This window comes from Paenibacillus terrae, assembly GCF_000943545.1.
Taxonomy (GTDB): domain Bacteria; phylum Bacillota; class Bacilli; order Paenibacillales; family Paenibacillaceae; genus Paenibacillus; species Paenibacillus terrae_A.
Window position 1 is genome coordinate 155,525 of the sequence record NZ_JTHP01000005.1, and the last position, 14,817, is coordinate 170,341.

The window sequence follows — 14,817 nt, forward strand, 5'->3', positions numbered from 1 at the left end:
AAAGGCACCTCCTTTAACTGTAACTGGCATGTTCATACCCTTCAGTATACCACAACTTCAAAACGACTTGACAGTAGGGTATACCTCATCCCAAAAAACGGAACCCTGTCCTGACCCATCCGCTGGAAAATAAGTGGATAAGCCAAATAGCCGCACGCGCCTTCATGTGTAAAAAGGCAGCGTTCGGCTGGTCACCAGGCTATATATTAGGCAGAACTTAGACATCAAAGCGTCAACGGCACGGACGAGCGCTCACGCTGCCGGAATACGGCAAGCTCACGATATCCGACCTCATGCAGAAGCGCGCGCGCCTTCTCCAAATGCTCGGACAGCTTCGCCGGATCATGAGCATCCGACCCTACCGTCAGCGGGATGCCTAGCGACAATGCCTCCTCCAGCATGCGGCGGCTCGGGAACATCTCTGCACAGGGCTTGGATAGCCCCGATGCATTCAGCTCCATCGCCCGCCCGCCGCGGGCAACGGCCGAGAGTACAGAGCGCTCCAGCTCACGCAGCTCCTCCTCTTCCTCCGGCTTCGGATAGTGGCCGAAACGCTTAATGACATCCAGATGGCCCATGATGTCATACAACCCGGTAGCTGCCGCTTTGGAAACCGCATCGTAATAAGTCCGGTACACCTCCAGCACATTTTTGCCTTCCCAATGGTGTACCTGACGGAAATCCGTTACATCCCACTCCCCGAGAAAATGTACGGAGCCAATCACATAATCCCACGGGTATGCGGTGATGATGTCTTCGATTTCCTGTTCCCAGCCCTCGATGTAGTCGCCTTCCAAGCCGACACGAATGTCAATCTGTCCCTTATAGCGTTCCTTTAATTTCAGACATTCTTCCACATATCGGGGCAGCTCTTCCATAGGCATCGCCATCTCCGGGTAATAGTCGGCCGGGTTAACATGCAATAGCGGCATGTGATCGGACAAGCCGAGCTGATCCAGCCCTAGCCGAATACCCTGCTGCACATACTCTTCCAGATTTCCTATCGCATGTCCGCAGCGGGCATGATGCGTATGATAGTCAATTTTCATGTGGCACTCCCCTCTTTCAGCGCTACAGCACCCATTTTAATCACGACGGGGACGCTCATGGCGGCGGTTCAGCTCAGCCAGCACATCATCCAGCGGTAGTTTGCGCTCCTGTAACAGTACCAGCAAGTGATAGATCAGATCACTGACCTCCAGACGAAGCTCCTCATTATCCTTATTCTTGGCGGCAATGATTGTCTCGGATGCTTCTTCGCCAACCTTTTTCAGAATCTTATCCACGCCTTTGTCAAAAAGGTAGGTCGTATAGGCCCCTTCAGGACGTGTCACTTCCCGCTCCTTAATGATTGCTTCCAGCTGGGCAAGCACCTCAAAGCGGTTTGTTGCAGCATGAGCCGTGCCCGTCTGAGTCGCCGCCAACGCCTGGCCCCCGGCATTTCCCGTAGCAGGAGCTACAGCCTTTCCTGGCGCAGAAATATCACGGAAAAAGCAGCTCGTCGCTCCAGTATGGCAGGCAGGGCCATTCGGAATTACACGAACAAGCAGAGCGTCACCGTCACAATCAAGCTGAATGGAGGTGATTTTTTGCGTATTTCCCGAGGTTGCCCCCTTGTGCCACAGCTCCTGTCTGGAACGAGACCAAAACCAGGTCTCTCCCGATTCCAGAGAAAGCTTCAACGATTCTCGGTTCATATAGGCCAGCGTCAATACTTGCAGCGAAGCATCATCCTGCACAATCGCCGAGACAAGCCCCGCTTCATTCCAGCGAATATTATCCAATACCTGTTCCAGAGATAGCTGCTGGTTCAATTCGTTGCTCATCGTATCTCCACTCCTCTACGCTTCAAATCCCGTTTTAGCTCGGGAATTCCTATTTCTTTATAGTGAAAAATGGTTGCCGCTAAGCCAGCGTCCGCTTTACCCGCCGTAAACACGTCATAAAAATGCTCCTGCTTGCCCGCTCCACCGGAAGCAATGACCGGAATACCCACGGTATCCGACACCGCAGAGGTCAGCGGCAGATCAAAACCATCCTTGGTTCCGTCCGCATTCATGCTGGTCAGCAAAATTTCGCCTGCCCCCAGCCGTTCAGCCTCCTTGGCCCAGGCCAAGGCCCGAATGCCGGATGGCGTGCGGCCTCCGTGCGTATACACTTCCCATTCGCCCCAAGCCTCATTGTACTTGGCATCAATCGCGACTACGATGCATTGTGAGCCAAAGCTACGCGCACCCTCCGCAATCAGCTGAGGGTTGCGAACAGCCGCCGTATTAATGCCGATTTTATCGGCCCCTGCACGCAGGATGCGTTTCATATCATCGACATGCGATATCCCGCCGCCCACGGTGAAGGGAATGGCAATTTCCCCCGCTGTCTGACGAACCACCTCTTCCATAGTGGCGCGACCTTCAACCGCAGCGGAAATATCCAGAAATACGATTTCGTCCGCCCCTTCCCGGTCATAAAGCGCCGCCAGCTCTACCGGATCGCCTGCATCGCGTAAATTCACAAAATTGACGCCCTTAACTACCCTGCCATCCTTTACGTCCAGGCAGGGAATAATACGTTTAGCCAGCATGCCTACTCCCCCTATGCCTTTGCTACAGCTTGTACGGCGACCTGTAAATCAATGCTGCCTGTATACAATGCCTTACCCACAATAGCGCCGCCTACACCTTTTTGCGCATAGGCACTCAACGTAATCAGATCGTCCATCTTGCTGACACCACCGGAGGCAATTACGGTACGTCCACTACTTTTCGCAAGTGCCACGATAGCCTCCACATTCGGACCCTGCATCATTCCATCGCGGGAAATATCCGTAAAAATGAACGTTTCCGCGCCCTTGGAGGCCAGCTCAGCCGCTAGTTCATCCGCTCGCACCTCCGAGGTTTCGAGCCACCCTCGTGTCGCTACATAGCCATTTCGCGCATCCAGACCAATCGCGATCCGGTCACCATAGGTACCCAACACCGCTTCCGTAAAAGCACGGTCCTCAATCGCCGCCGTGCCCAAAATCACGCGGCTCACGCCTAGTGACAACAGCCGCTCCACATGCTCGCGCGTACGCAAGCCCCCGCCCACCTGTACAGGTACCTGCACCGCAGACGCGATGCGTCCGATCAGCTCATCGTTCACAGGTTGACCCGCTTTCGCACCGTCCAGATCGACCAAATGAATGTAGGAACCGCCCAAGCGCTCCCATTCGCGGGCCACCTCCACCGGATTTTCATTGTATATCGTCTCCTGGTTATAATCACCCTGCACCAGCCGTACACATTTGCCATCGCGAATATCAATCGCCGGATATATCGTGAACAAAGTATGACCCCCTTGTGAGCTATTCAAAAAAACTATGTGTAATTACGCTCGCTTTTCCGCCTCTGCCAATTCCAAAAACTGACGAAGCAGTCGCATTCCCATTTCCCCACTCTTCTCTGGATGGAACTGCATACCGTATACATGGCCTCTGCCTACGATAGCTGTTACCGGCCCGCCGTAATCGGTCACCGCCAACAAATCGCTTTCTACCTCCGGCTTGGCATGATAAGAATGCACAAAATACACATGCCCTTCCTCCAAGCCTTGCACCAACGGATGTTCCGGCTGCGTCATGCGCAGACGATTCCAGCCCATATGAGGCACTTTCACACCCAGATCAGGAGCAAAGCGCACGACCTCTCCCGGCAAAATATTCAGCCCCTCATGGCTGCCATATTCTTCGCCACGAGTGAACAACAGCTGCATCCCCAAGCAAACGCCAAGCAACGGCTGTCCGGCGCTCGCAACCTCCTGAATGACTCGATCCAAGCCGCTAGAACGCAAATGCTCCATAGCGTCTCCGAACGCCCCTACACCCGGCAAAATCACACCGCTGGCGGAACGAATCACTTTCGCATCTCCTGTGACTACAGCCTCATAGCCAAGACGTTCAACCGCTTTGCTCACACTATGCAGATTGCCTCTGCCGTAATCCACAATAGCAATGGACATGGACTACAGCACTCCCTTCGTCGAAGGCACTCCCGTCACCCGCGGGTCAATGGATGTCGCTTCATCCAGCGCACGTCCCAGTGCCTTGAACACCGCCTCGATCATATGGTGGGTATTTTGCCCGTAGTGAACAATGACGTGCAGCGTCATACGAGCCTCCAGCGCGAATTTCCACAGAAATTCATGCACCAGCTCCGTCGAAAAGCTCCCTACCTGCTGTGACGGATACTCCGCACGATACTCAAAATGCGGTCGGTTACTAAGATCAATGACGACCTGCGCGAGCGCCTCATCCATCGGTACAAAGACGCTGGCATAGCGCTTGATTCCTTTTTTATCACCTAACGATTCCAGTAAGGTTTGCCCCAGACAGATACCAATGTCCTCCACGGTATGGTGATCGTCGATGTCAACATCCCCTCTGGCCTGTACGTTCAGGTCAAACTGTCCGTGCTTGGTGAACAAATCCAGCATATGATTCAGAAAAGGGACATCTGTCTCGATTTCGGTTTGCCCTGTGCCGTCTACCGCAAAAGATAGCTGAATATCCGTTTCGTTCGTCTTCCGGCTGACGCTGCCTGTACGTCCTGCACCGTTATTTTCATTCCCCATCGCCATCCACCGCCTTCTTCTCATTGTCCAATCGAACCTGTATCGCCCTTGCGTGGCCTTCCAGCCCTTCATGCCGGGCAAGCTGCATAATCGTCTCTCCATTGCGTAACAGCGCTTCCTTGCTGTAATAGATCATACTCGACTTCTTGATAAAATCATCAATATCGACCGGAGAAGAGAACCGCGCAGTTCCATTGGTCGGAATAATGTGGTTAGGCCCGGCAAAATAATCGCCTACCGGCTCCGAGCTGTACGCTCCCAGAAAAATCGCTCCCGCATTTTCAATCAGACCCACATGCTCCATCGGATTCTCTGTCATGATTTCCAAATGCTCCGGGGCAAGTTTGTTCACAATCTGGATCCCCTCATGCAAAGTGTCCACGACAATAATCGCTCCATAGGCATCAACCGATGCAGCAGCAATATCTCTGCGCGGCAGCTCTGCTAATTGGCGCTGCACCTCGGCTGAAACTTCTTCTGCCAAGCGTTGCGAGGGCGTAACCAGAATGGCCGAGGCCATTTCGTCATGTTCTGCCTGCGAGAGCAGATCAGCCGCTACATAAGAGGCGTTCGCCGTATCGTCAGCCAGCACGACAATTTCACTCGGTCCTGCAATACTGTCGATATCCACCGCCCCGTATACCTCGCGCTTCGCCAGCGCTACATAAATGTTGCCGGGGCCGCAAATTTTATCGACCGGTTCAATACTATCTGTCCCATAAGCGAGAGACGCAATCGCCTGCGCTCCGCCAACCCGGTACATTTCTGTCACACCCGCCTCTGCCGCAGCTACCAGTGTATATGGATCAATTCCCGCCTTGCCGCCTGTTGCCGGGGGTGTCACCATGACGATCTCCGGTACACCAGCCACCTGAGCCGGAATCACATTCATCAGCACCGAGGACGGATAAGCCGCTTTACCACCTGGAACATATACGCCTACCCGCTTCAACGGTCGGATGATCTGACCCAGCAAGCTGCCGTCCGGCTGCAAATCCATCCACGAATTACGTTTTTGCTTCATATGAAAAGCACGGATATTGTCCGCCGCCTCCCGAATCGCCTGCAAAAAAGAAGGCTCCACCTTGTCATATGCCGCCTTCAATTCTTCCTCCGTCACACGGAGCTGCTCCGCCGTCAGCGATACACCATCGAACGATTCCGTATACCGCAGGACAGCCGCATCTCCCTCCTGCCGTACCGAACGGATAATCGCATGAACGGCTTCATTTTGCTCAGGTGTACCATAATCTACCTCCCGCTGGAGATTGAAATCACGAGCCGATACGATCTTCATTTTTCCCTTCCCCCTTACTTGCAGCTTGCAGATTGTTCTCCTAACCATTGGCCTTTACCTTAGTCCCTGGGTGCCACCGTAGTCGGAATTACCTGATGCAGTCGGTCACACAACGCCTGAATCGGACCATTTTTCATCCGGTAGCTGACCCGATTGGCAATCAGCCGACTCGTAATATCCAAAATACTGATCTGCTCGACCAATCCGTTCTCTCTCAAGGTCTGCCCTGTTTCCACCATATCGACAATCCGGTCTGCCAATCCGATTAGCGGTGCCAGCTCGATAGAACCATTCAGCTTGATAACCTCCACCTGCTGGCCTTGCTCCCGAAAATACTGGGAAGCCACATTCGGATACTTCGTAGCCACCCGCTGACGAATACCCGGCTGCCAATCCGGCAAAGCAATGACCGACATTCGGCAACGGGCAATCCCCAGATCAAGCAGCTCATACACATCCTTGTTCTCTTCCAGCAAAACATCCTTGCCTACAATGCCGATATCCGCAGCTCCGTACTCCACATACGTGGGAACGTCGACCGGCTTCGCCATAATAAACTCCATTCCCAGTTCAGGCAGCGGAATAACCAGCTTGCGCGTATCATCCACATCTACTGGAATAGGAACCCCCGCTCGACGAAAAAGCTCAGAAGCCTGCTTATAAATCCGTCCCTTCGGCATGGCTACCTTCAACGTCTCCGTCATGGTAATTCCCTCCCTTGTACCGGTTGTCTTTCTTCGACTGTGTAGCTGTAAACCTTTGCATACAAGTCCTGTTGCTCGCGGCGGCGATCCTCAGGCCCACCCGTCAGCCCTGTCACCACAGTCCGTCCTGCTCCACGAAGCTGTGCCGCGGCGGATAACGCCTCTCTGCGTCCCTGCTCGTCATAACGAATGAGCACTGGGCGTTTCGCCTCGATCTGGATACCGTCCACACCATCGACAATCCGGTTCGTCTTCAACGCGAATCCCGTCGCAGGAACGGAACGACCAAACTGCTGTAGCAGATTGTCATAACGCCCTCCATTACATACTGGGAATCCGATTTCCGCCGCATACCCCTCAAAAGTCATTCCTGTATAATATGAAAAGTCTCCGATCATAGTAAGGTCAATTAGCACATGCTCAGACACGCCGTAACTCTCCAGTACTTCCCAAACCTCGCACAGATGCACAATGGATTGAATCGTCTGCTGCTCGACGCTAAGACGGGTAGCCTGCTCACAAATTTCTTTGCCCCCGCGAAGCCGGAGAATAGCCTCCAGCTTATCCCGATGTTCGGTAGGCAAACCCAAAGCTTCAATCGCTGTCCGGTAGCCCACCACATCACGGTTCAGTAACAGCTCCTTTAACGCTTGCTGTTCAGCCTGGCGACCCGGAATGATTTCCTCGAACAGACCGTTCAGGAATCCGACATGCCCCATGGCAATTTTAAAAGAGGACACCCCTGCCGCCTGCAACGATGCAATCGCCAATGCCACGACCTCCGCATCAGCCTCGGGCGAGTCATCGCCTACCAGCTCCACGCCCGTCTGGAAAAACTCTGCTTCTCTTCCCGCCTCTTCCTCAATCGCCCGAAATACATTTGCGTGATAGGAAAGCCGGAGTGGTACTTCCTCTTCCTTCAACAGCGACGATACCACACGCGCAATCGGTGCAGTCATATCAGATCGCAGCACCAGCGTAGTTCCCCGGTTATTGAGCAGCTTGAACAACTTCCGATCCGAAGTAGAACTAGCCACACCCACCGTATCGTAGTATTCCATCGTAGGCGTCATAATCTGACGGTAGCCCCAACGTTCCATACATTCGAGTACATTCAATTCAATCGCCCGCAGCTTCGACACCGCACGCGGAAGGTAATCCCGAACCCCTACGGGGATTTCAAATCCTTTTGGCTTGGTCATCTCTATCACCTCATGATTTCGCAGTATCTTTATCATGGTAAAGTGCTAATAAACTAAAGTATATTCGATATATTATCATGCCCTGCCTGTGAACGTCAACCGAACGGGGCAGCCCATTTTTAGAGCAACGTTGCAGAACTGTCTCCCTCTCTTTATTTTATCCATTGCAGAATTCATGAACCCTATAAAAAAAGACTGTCTGCCTTTCAGCCAACAGTCATACCACATATTCAACCACCCACTTGTTCACCTTTATCCCGCGACGGAAACTTCAAAGCATCCAACCTAAAACTTTTTAGAGTTTAAAAATCAGATATTTTAGCCCATATACTATGTTGCATTTGTAAGCGATATTATTATTTTACCATAAATAATATATTTTTACAATTATTGTTTTTATTATTTTACAATATATATAATAAAAGCGTAGCCACATTTTTTATTAGGAGATGACCATTTTGAGAATTAAAAGAACATTGAGCTTGGCCGCACTATCCCTTGCTTTAACTGCCTCTTTTTCTACTGCCGCTGTTTTCGCGGACGCTCCTACTAACGCACCAAAGTCACATGATGTTAGCCCAAATCTCGAGTCAAGACCCTTCGATGAAGTTTTTTATTATCCTGTTGGCTGGGGAATACAAAAAGTTATTACAAATCATAAAACTGAGGATGGCTATGTAGGAACTATTATTATGGTTAGCTATGAAATTAAAGATGGTATTGTTGCTGTCAGATACCAAGGAACTGTTTACAAATAATAATTTAATTTGTGCATAGGCATAGACAGAACATCTATTATTTCACATAACAACGCATTATTAACTTGCATTCAGTGCCTCGAAAGAACAAGAGGGTGCACTTTCAGCCCTTTCGCTTCGAAACAAGGAGCCCGAAGGGGCTTTATTAATGTTCTAAGAACCTATCCTTGAATATAAACAACACAGATTAACCTACTTAATGCACCATAAGAGTAACGCAAAAAGCCCTATGTACTCAGGGCTTTTCCTTAAACTAAACTGCTATACATCCGCACCCGACCGTCTTAACTCACGCAACGGATTACCGCCCACGAATGCTCCGGCCGGCACGTCTTTATGCACAACCGCCCCGGCGGCTACTATAGCTCCATCACCTATAGTAACACCGGGCAGAATGGTCGTATTGGCGCCGATTAACACATTATTTCCGATCATTACTTTACCAATACGATACTCCTGTATGAGATATTCATGCGCCAGAATGGTCGTGTTATATCCAATCACCGAATTGTCCCCTATCGTAATATGCTCCGGAAAAAAAACATCCACCATCACCATCAGGCCGAAGGCCGCATGCTGCCCTACCTTCATCCCAAGCACTCTGCGGTAAATGACATTTTTCCAGGAAAGCACGGGACAATACCGGGCGATCTGTATAAAAATAAAGTTTTTAATCCCTTTCCAGCGGCTTACCGTCCGGTAAATCTGCCACAGCGCATTGGGGCCTTCCACGGGATGGCGGTCAACCTTCCTCACGACACATCGACACCTTGAAACTCCAGCTTCAGTAAATCCCGCATATCATGCAAAATGTAATCCGGTCCATAGCCCCGTAGAGTTTCCTCACCCTTGAGCGACCAGGCTACACCCGCCGATTTCACGCCTGCGGCTTGAGCCGATAGAATATCAAAGGAACTGTCTCCAACCATCAACGTATGCTCCGCTTTGGCGTTCAAGCCAGCCAGCGCCTTAAGCACAGGTTCTGCGTGTGGTTTCGGATGCTCTACGTCGTCTACCGTCACAATATAGTCCATAGAGGAGGTCAGATCGAACAGATCAAGCACACGAATCGTAGAAGGACGTATTTTAGTCGTCACAACCCCCAGCTTAATTCCTCGCGCACGCAACTCCTGAATAACCTCGATGACATACGGAAAAGGCTTCACCATTTGGTCGTGATGGAGCAAGTTATAAGCACGATAGCCTTTAACCAGCTCAGACACATCCTTTAATCCCGAAAAGGTACGAAGCTGGTCATCCAGCGTTCCGCCCATATGAGGGATAATATGCTCCCGTGTCAGCGGGTCAGCGTCCGGGTGATTCAAAATGTGCAGAAATGTGCTGATAATCAGCTCATTCGTATCCATAATCGTTCCGTCCAAGTCGAATAAAATCGTATTTATCATAGATGCTCCTTCTTGTCCTCGTCCGTGTCTTCCTTGTGTAGCTTATCCGGCGCAGCCGTTGTCGGAGGAATCGTATCTTGACCCGGGCGGGAAGCCTGTTCCGGCGTGACGTCAGGTACCTGATCGACTCCTACCTTGCTGGAGACAATCGGATCGCTATATTTCGGAACAGTTGCACCCTTACGACGACGAACCACGATGAAAATCACAGCAGCTACAACAATGAAAATAGGGAGCAGTTGCGAGATCCGTACATTACCGTAACTCGGGTCCAGATGCCCTGGTTCAAACCCCAGCCATACCATAGGAGACCACAAAGCATTCACAAAGGAAGCCAGCCAGTCTGGTCCCTGAAAAGCCAAACTATCCGTCCGTACACGTTCGATGAAAAAACGGCCAATTGAGTACCAAATGAAGTAAAACGCAAACATTTCGCCTGCACGTACAAATTTCATACGTCGAATGACGAGTAGCAGAATCACACCTACAATACTCCACAGGGATTCATACAGAAATGTAGGATGGTGAAACACTCCGTTAACGTTCATTTGATTTACAATGAAATCTGGCAGATGCAGTTGATTCCGCAAAAAGCTTACTTCCGTCGGTCCACCGTAGGCTTCCTGATTGACAAAGTTACCCCAGCGGCCAATCGCTTGACCGATCAGCAGACCTGGCGCACAAATATCGGCAATCCGCCAGAAATTATAACCCTTATAGCGGAAATAGATGACTGCGCATATAATCGCACCGATCAATGCGCCGTATATCGCAATACCGCCATTCCAGATTTTGAAAACATCCCATAGATTATCTCGATAGTCTTCCCATTTGAAGGCTACATAGTAAATACGCGCTCCAATAATAGCCGAAGGAACACCCAGCAGCAGCATATCCATAAAAAATTCCTGCGGAATGCCAAATCTTTTGCCTTCACGAATGGCGAGATATAAACCCACAAGCGCCGCCAGCCCCAAAATAAGCCCGTACCAATGGACCTTAATTGCCCCGATTGAAAAAGCAATCGGATTCAGCAGTAATGTTGCCGTTGACATATGTTTCTCTCACTCCTTGTTCTTCCTTGCAAACGACTGAACCTTAATCCATATCTTCCATATCTTCAGAAATTGTAGCAGTCAGCTTATTCGTAAATTGCAGAGCTGCGTTCACGCCCATTTGCTTCAAACGATAGTTCATTGCCGCCACTTCAATAATAACGGCCAAATTTCGGCCCGGACGAACTGGAATCGTAACGAGCGGAACATCCGTGTCAATAATACGTGTCGTTTCTTCATCCAAACCAAGACGGTCATACTGCTTGTCCTGCTGCCATGCCTCCAGACGGACAACCAGCGTAATCCGCTTGTTGTTACGAACTGCACCTGCACCAAACAGCGTCATCACATTAATGATGCCCACGCCGCGAATTTCCAGCAGGTGACGAATCAGTTCCGGCGCCGTACCATGCAACTGAAAATCGGACGTTTGCCGAATTTCCACTGCATCATCTGCTACCAGACGATGACCGCGTTTAACCAGTTCCAGTGCTGTTTCACTTTTACCAATGCCGCTACTGCCCGTAATGAGCATACCTACACCGTACACATCACACAATACACCATGGATGGTGGCCGTAGGAGCCAGCTTTCTTTCAAGAAAACCCGTAATGCGGCTTGATAAAATCGTCGTGGCCATATTAGTTCGCAATACTGGGACATCCCGCTCAGCGCTTGCCTCCACCAGTTCTGCTGGTACTTCCAGACCGCGTGTGATGATGATACACGGAGTCAGCTCCGTACATAGACGCTGCATCCGATCCTTTCTTTCCTCAGGAGGAAGCATACCGAGAAAAGCCAGCTCAGACCTTCCCAAAAGCTGCACACGCTCCTGTGTGTGGTATTCAAAATACCCAGCCATCTCCAACCCCGGACGATTCAATTCATCCACCGTGATCAGCCTGCGCAGACCTTTCTCACCAGAAATAACCTCCATTTGAAATTGCTGTACAAGCTCAGATACCTTTACCTTTTTAGCCATCGTATTCTCCCCTTCATCCTGCATGACCGGATTCTATACGTAATCTTATTTATGTAGCGTCAACCTATCAACCATATAGCCCACTGCCAGCTCATCCTGTGCCAGCCCAAGCTCACCTTTTCAACATGATTTCGGGCTACCTGTGTTCATGCTGAACCCAGACCCATACCAATGTACCCATCGTATCGGAATTTTCCAATGAATGCAATGCCGAAGCTGGAAGCTGTATGGGATATACAAAAAGAGCCGCCTTTCCCCGGCTGGGAAACTGCGACTCTCTTCTATTGGTTGAACTTATTCGCCAACCAGAATGCTCAATTCCGATTCCTTATCAAAAATATGAACCTTGTTCATATCAACAGCCAACTTCGCTTTAACACCATCACGAGTATTGGAACGCCCGTCTACACGGGCAATAATCGTTTCATTTCCGGCGCCACTCAGGTACAACAGCATTTCATGACCGAGATTTTCGGTAACATCCACAGTGGACATAAAGATCGTATTCGGAGAAGCCTCCAAAAATACGGGCTCTTCATGAATATCCTCAGGACGGATGCCCAGAATAACCTCTTTACCGATATAACCCTTGGCTTTCAAAATCTGCCCCTTACCTTCAGGAACGAATAGATCCAGACCCGGTGCATTGAAATACAGCGCGCCGTCCTTCTCAGCCAGCTTACCTGTGATGAAGTTCATCGTAGGAGAGCCAATAAAACCAGCTACGAACAGATTTACTGGACGGTTGTACAGCTCATCCGGGGATGCGGCTTGTTGAATAATGCCATCCTTCATAACAACAATCCGGTCACCCATCGTCATCGCTTCGACCTGGTCATGCGTTACATAGATAACGGTCGTTTCCAGACGTTTAGCCAGCTTCGTGATTTCCGCACGCATCTGACCACGCAGCTTGGCATCCAGATTGGACAATGGCTCATCCATCAAGAACACTTGCGGGTCACGTACAATCGCACGTCCCAAGGCAACACGCTGACGTTGACCACCTGATAGCGCTTTCGGCTTGCGATCCAGAAGATGCTCAATATCCAGGATTTTAGCCGCCTCACGTACACGCTTATCAATTTCTTCTTTCTTCACCTTGCGAAGTTTCAGACCAAAAGCCATGTTTTGGTATACGTTCATATGTGGATACAAGGCATAGGATTGGAAAACCATCGCAATATCGCGATCCTTTGGAGCTACGTCGTTCACAACACGATCTCCAATGTACAATTTGCCGTCCGAGATTTCTTCCAGACCAGCGATCATACGGAGCGTAGTAGATTTACCACAACCGGAAGGACCGACCAATACGAGGAATTCTTTATCTTGAATGTCCAAATTGACATCAACAACCGTAGCTTTATCTGCACCCGGGTATTTTTTGAAAATATGCTCTAAGCGTACACCAGCCATAGCTTTTGCCTCCCCAAGATCAAGTTTGGAAATCGAATACATTTCTTACTTGTATCTTACCCTAGTACCCACTTCGTGGCTATTCGCAAACTGCACAAAAATGCTATTTCCTTTTTGTCACTTTGTACAATAGTAGAAAAAGCTTGACCAAAACCGCATCATTAAACGTCCGCACATCCAATCCCGTCTCCTGTTTAATTTTGTCCAAACGGTAAATCAACGTATTCCTGTGCACATAAAGGCGCTTAGCCGTCTCACTCACATTGCAATCCAGTTGAAAAAAGATATCCAATGTAGCCATCGTTTCAGCATCCTCCAATATGACGGACGACCGCACAACCTGCTCCAAAAATTGCACGCGTTGCTCCTTCGGAATACGGTTTAATAACCTCTCCAAATGCAACTCCCATGAAAAGTGGATATGCTCTGTTACATGAAAAATTTTGCCAAGATGGATCGTCTCCCATAACAAATTCAGCTCTTTGGGAAGACTTTGCAATAGTATAGACGGCTTGGATACCGCCAAATGAAATACACCTACCCACTCATTTGCGATAAGCTCGTATAAACCCAGGCTGAAAGCCGTTAGTACCTCCTCCAGCGATTCCGTAAAATCCGCATCCCTGGTTTCTATATCTTTATCCCGGTCATCTTCTGCTCCCAACAGTAGTTCCTTTTTAGCCATAATCAGCCAAGACTGTTCATCCAGTGGAGTAAGCAGCACATTCCCTCCAAAATAACTGGCTAACAATCGATATAGCTGAGTGTAAGCAATAGCGCCCTCCTGTGTTCCTTCACCAGTCAGTACAATGGGAACCATATACGCTAACAACGAATCCCGAAGCCCCAACTCATCAGGAACCTCTTCTTCATTCTGTAGGTTGCCAGCCTGCTGTATGAGCCATTGTCCAAAACGCTTCATTCGCTCTTCCTCAGCATAAACCGGATTATCGGGCTGTTGCGTCCCCGTCCCATCCTGCCAAAATTGCTCCATGTTCCAGAGTAACGCCTCAATCAGCTTCCGTTCCCGATCCGTCAAATGCTTTGCCTCTACCGCAAAGGCAGCCAATCCTCCTGCTACCACACGGAACGGGAAATATATTTTGCTATCACGTACAAATGACTTATCCGGTACAGCCGATTCTGCTGACTGACCTTCTGCAATCATTTCCGGACACCAAGGCAGTATAGTAAAAGGTGCTTGAATAATATTCTGAAGCTGTTGCTGTATCCATTCCGTATCCAAAGCCACGCGATCACCACTTCACTTTTTTTAGAATAACCTCTAAGCAAGCATAATGAACCTATTATAACCTGTCGATACCTTAAAATAAAAAAGTTAGTAAGAAACATAACCTAAATCCATGCAAAAATGCATACAAAAAA

The 14,817-nt window shown here is 49.7% G+C and carries 16 protein-coding genes; 1 reads left to right on the forward strand and 15 read right to left on the reverse strand.

Features of this window, described 5'->3' with window-relative positions; genetic code table 11:
• Positions 1-224: 224 nt before the first annotated feature.
• The 9 genes from hisJ to QD47_RS04885 are packed head-to-tail and all read right to left on the reverse strand — an operon-like array spanning position 225 to position 7,811.
• Complete coding sequence (gene hisJ / locus QD47_RS04845) at positions 225-1,049, reverse strand: histidinol-phosphatase HisJ (RefSeq protein WP_044645045.1); 825 nt, start codon at positions 1,047-1,049, stop codon at positions 225-227.
• A 36-nt stretch (positions 1,050-1,085) separates the two neighbouring features.
• Complete coding sequence (gene hisIE / locus QD47_RS04850; protein ID WP_044645046.1) at positions 1,086-1,826, reverse strand: bifunctional phosphoribosyl-AMP cyclohydrolase/phosphoribosyl-ATP diphosphatase HisIE; 741 nt, start codon at positions 1,824-1,826, stop codon at positions 1,086-1,088.
• Positions 1,823-2,581 (reverse strand): imidazole glycerol phosphate synthase subunit HisF, encoded by a 759-nt coding sequence (hisF, locus tag QD47_RS04855; RefSeq protein ID WP_044645047.1) that lies wholly within the window; start codon positions 2,579-2,581, stop codon positions 1,823-1,825. The genes hisIE and hisF overlap by 4 nt, the downstream gene beginning before the upstream one ends.
• 11 nt (positions 2,582-2,592) lie before the next feature.
• Positions 2,593-3,324: a 1-(5-phosphoribosyl)-5-[(5-phosphoribosylamino)methylideneamino]imidazole-4-carboxamide isomerase gene (hisA, locus tag QD47_RS04860; protein ID WP_044645048.1), complete on the reverse strand. Its 732-nt coding sequence runs from the start codon at positions 3,322-3,324 to the stop codon at positions 2,593-2,595.
• Between the two features lie 42 nt (positions 3,325-3,366).
• Complete coding sequence (hisH, locus tag QD47_RS04865) at positions 3,367-3,996, reverse strand: imidazole glycerol phosphate synthase subunit HisH (protein WP_044645049.1); 630 nt, start codon at positions 3,994-3,996, stop codon at positions 3,367-3,369.
• A 3-nt stretch (positions 3,997-3,999) separates the two neighbouring features.
• Positions 4,000-4,608 (reverse strand): imidazoleglycerol-phosphate dehydratase HisB, encoded by a 609-nt coding sequence (hisB, locus tag QD47_RS04870; RefSeq protein ID WP_025684758.1) that lies wholly within the window; start codon positions 4,606-4,608, stop codon positions 4,000-4,002.
• Complete coding sequence (hisD, locus tag QD47_RS04875) at positions 4,598-5,905, reverse strand: histidinol dehydrogenase (RefSeq protein WP_044645050.1); 1,308 nt, start codon at positions 5,903-5,905, stop codon at positions 4,598-4,600. The genes hisB and hisD overlap by 11 nt, the downstream gene beginning before the upstream one ends.
• 59 nt (positions 5,906-5,964) lie before the next feature.
• Entirely contained in the window at positions 5,965-6,609 is a 645-nt protein-coding gene (hisG, locus tag QD47_RS04880) for an ATP phosphoribosyltransferase (protein WP_044645051.1), read from the reverse strand.
• Entirely contained in the window at positions 6,606-7,811 is a 1,206-nt protein-coding gene (locus QD47_RS04885) for an ATP phosphoribosyltransferase regulatory subunit (protein WP_044645052.1), read from the reverse strand. Before QD47_RS04885 ends, hisG begins: the two co-directional genes overlap by 4 nt.
• Before the next feature lie 458 nt (positions 7,812-8,269).
• Here QD47_RS04885 and QD47_RS04890 point away from each other — a divergent pair, with 458 nt between their 5' ends.
• On the forward strand, positions 8,270-8,569 hold the full coding sequence (locus QD47_RS04890; protein ID WP_044645053.1) for a hypothetical protein: 300 nt from the start codon (positions 8,270-8,272) through the stop codon (positions 8,567-8,569).
• A gap of 261 nt (positions 8,570-8,830) precedes the next feature.
• Here the strand turns inward: QD47_RS04890 and QD47_RS04895 are convergent, their stop codons facing one another.
• The 6 genes from QD47_RS04895 to QD47_RS04920 form a co-directional block, all read right to left on the reverse strand.
• Positions 8,831-9,325, reverse strand: a complete 495-nt coding sequence (locus tag QD47_RS04895) for an acyltransferase (protein WP_044645054.1) — start codon at positions 9,323-9,325, stop codon at positions 8,831-8,833.
• On the reverse strand, positions 9,322-9,975 hold the full coding sequence (ppaX, locus tag QD47_RS04900; protein WP_044645055.1) for a pyrophosphatase PpaX: 654 nt from the start codon (positions 9,973-9,975) through the stop codon (positions 9,322-9,324). The genes QD47_RS04895 and ppaX overlap by 4 nt, the downstream gene beginning before the upstream one ends.
• A complete protein-coding gene (gene lgt, locus QD47_RS04905) occupies positions 9,972-11,030 on the reverse strand; it encodes a prolipoprotein diacylglyceryl transferase (RefSeq protein ID WP_044645056.1) in 1,059 nt (352 codons plus the stop codon). Before lgt ends, ppaX begins: the two co-directional genes overlap by 4 nt.
• Before the next feature lie 43 nt (positions 11,031-11,073).
• A complete protein-coding gene (hprK, locus tag QD47_RS04910; RefSeq protein ID WP_044645057.1) occupies positions 11,074-12,012 on the reverse strand; it encodes an HPr(Ser) kinase/phosphatase in 939 nt (312 codons plus the stop codon).
• A 294-nt stretch (positions 12,013-12,306) separates the two neighbouring features.
• Positions 12,307-13,431 carry an ABC transporter ATP-binding protein gene (locus QD47_RS04915; protein ID WP_044645058.1) on the reverse strand — a complete coding sequence of 375 codons (1,125 nt, stop codon included), beginning with the start codon at positions 13,429-13,431 and terminating at the stop codon, positions 12,307-12,309.
• A gap of 103 nt (positions 13,432-13,534) precedes the next feature.
• Positions 13,535-14,683 carry a PucR family transcriptional regulator gene (locus QD47_RS04920; RefSeq protein ID WP_044645059.1) on the reverse strand — a complete coding sequence of 383 codons (1,149 nt, stop codon included), beginning with the start codon at positions 14,681-14,683 and terminating at the stop codon, positions 13,535-13,537.
• Between the last annotated feature and the right edge of the window lie 134 nt (positions 14,684-14,817).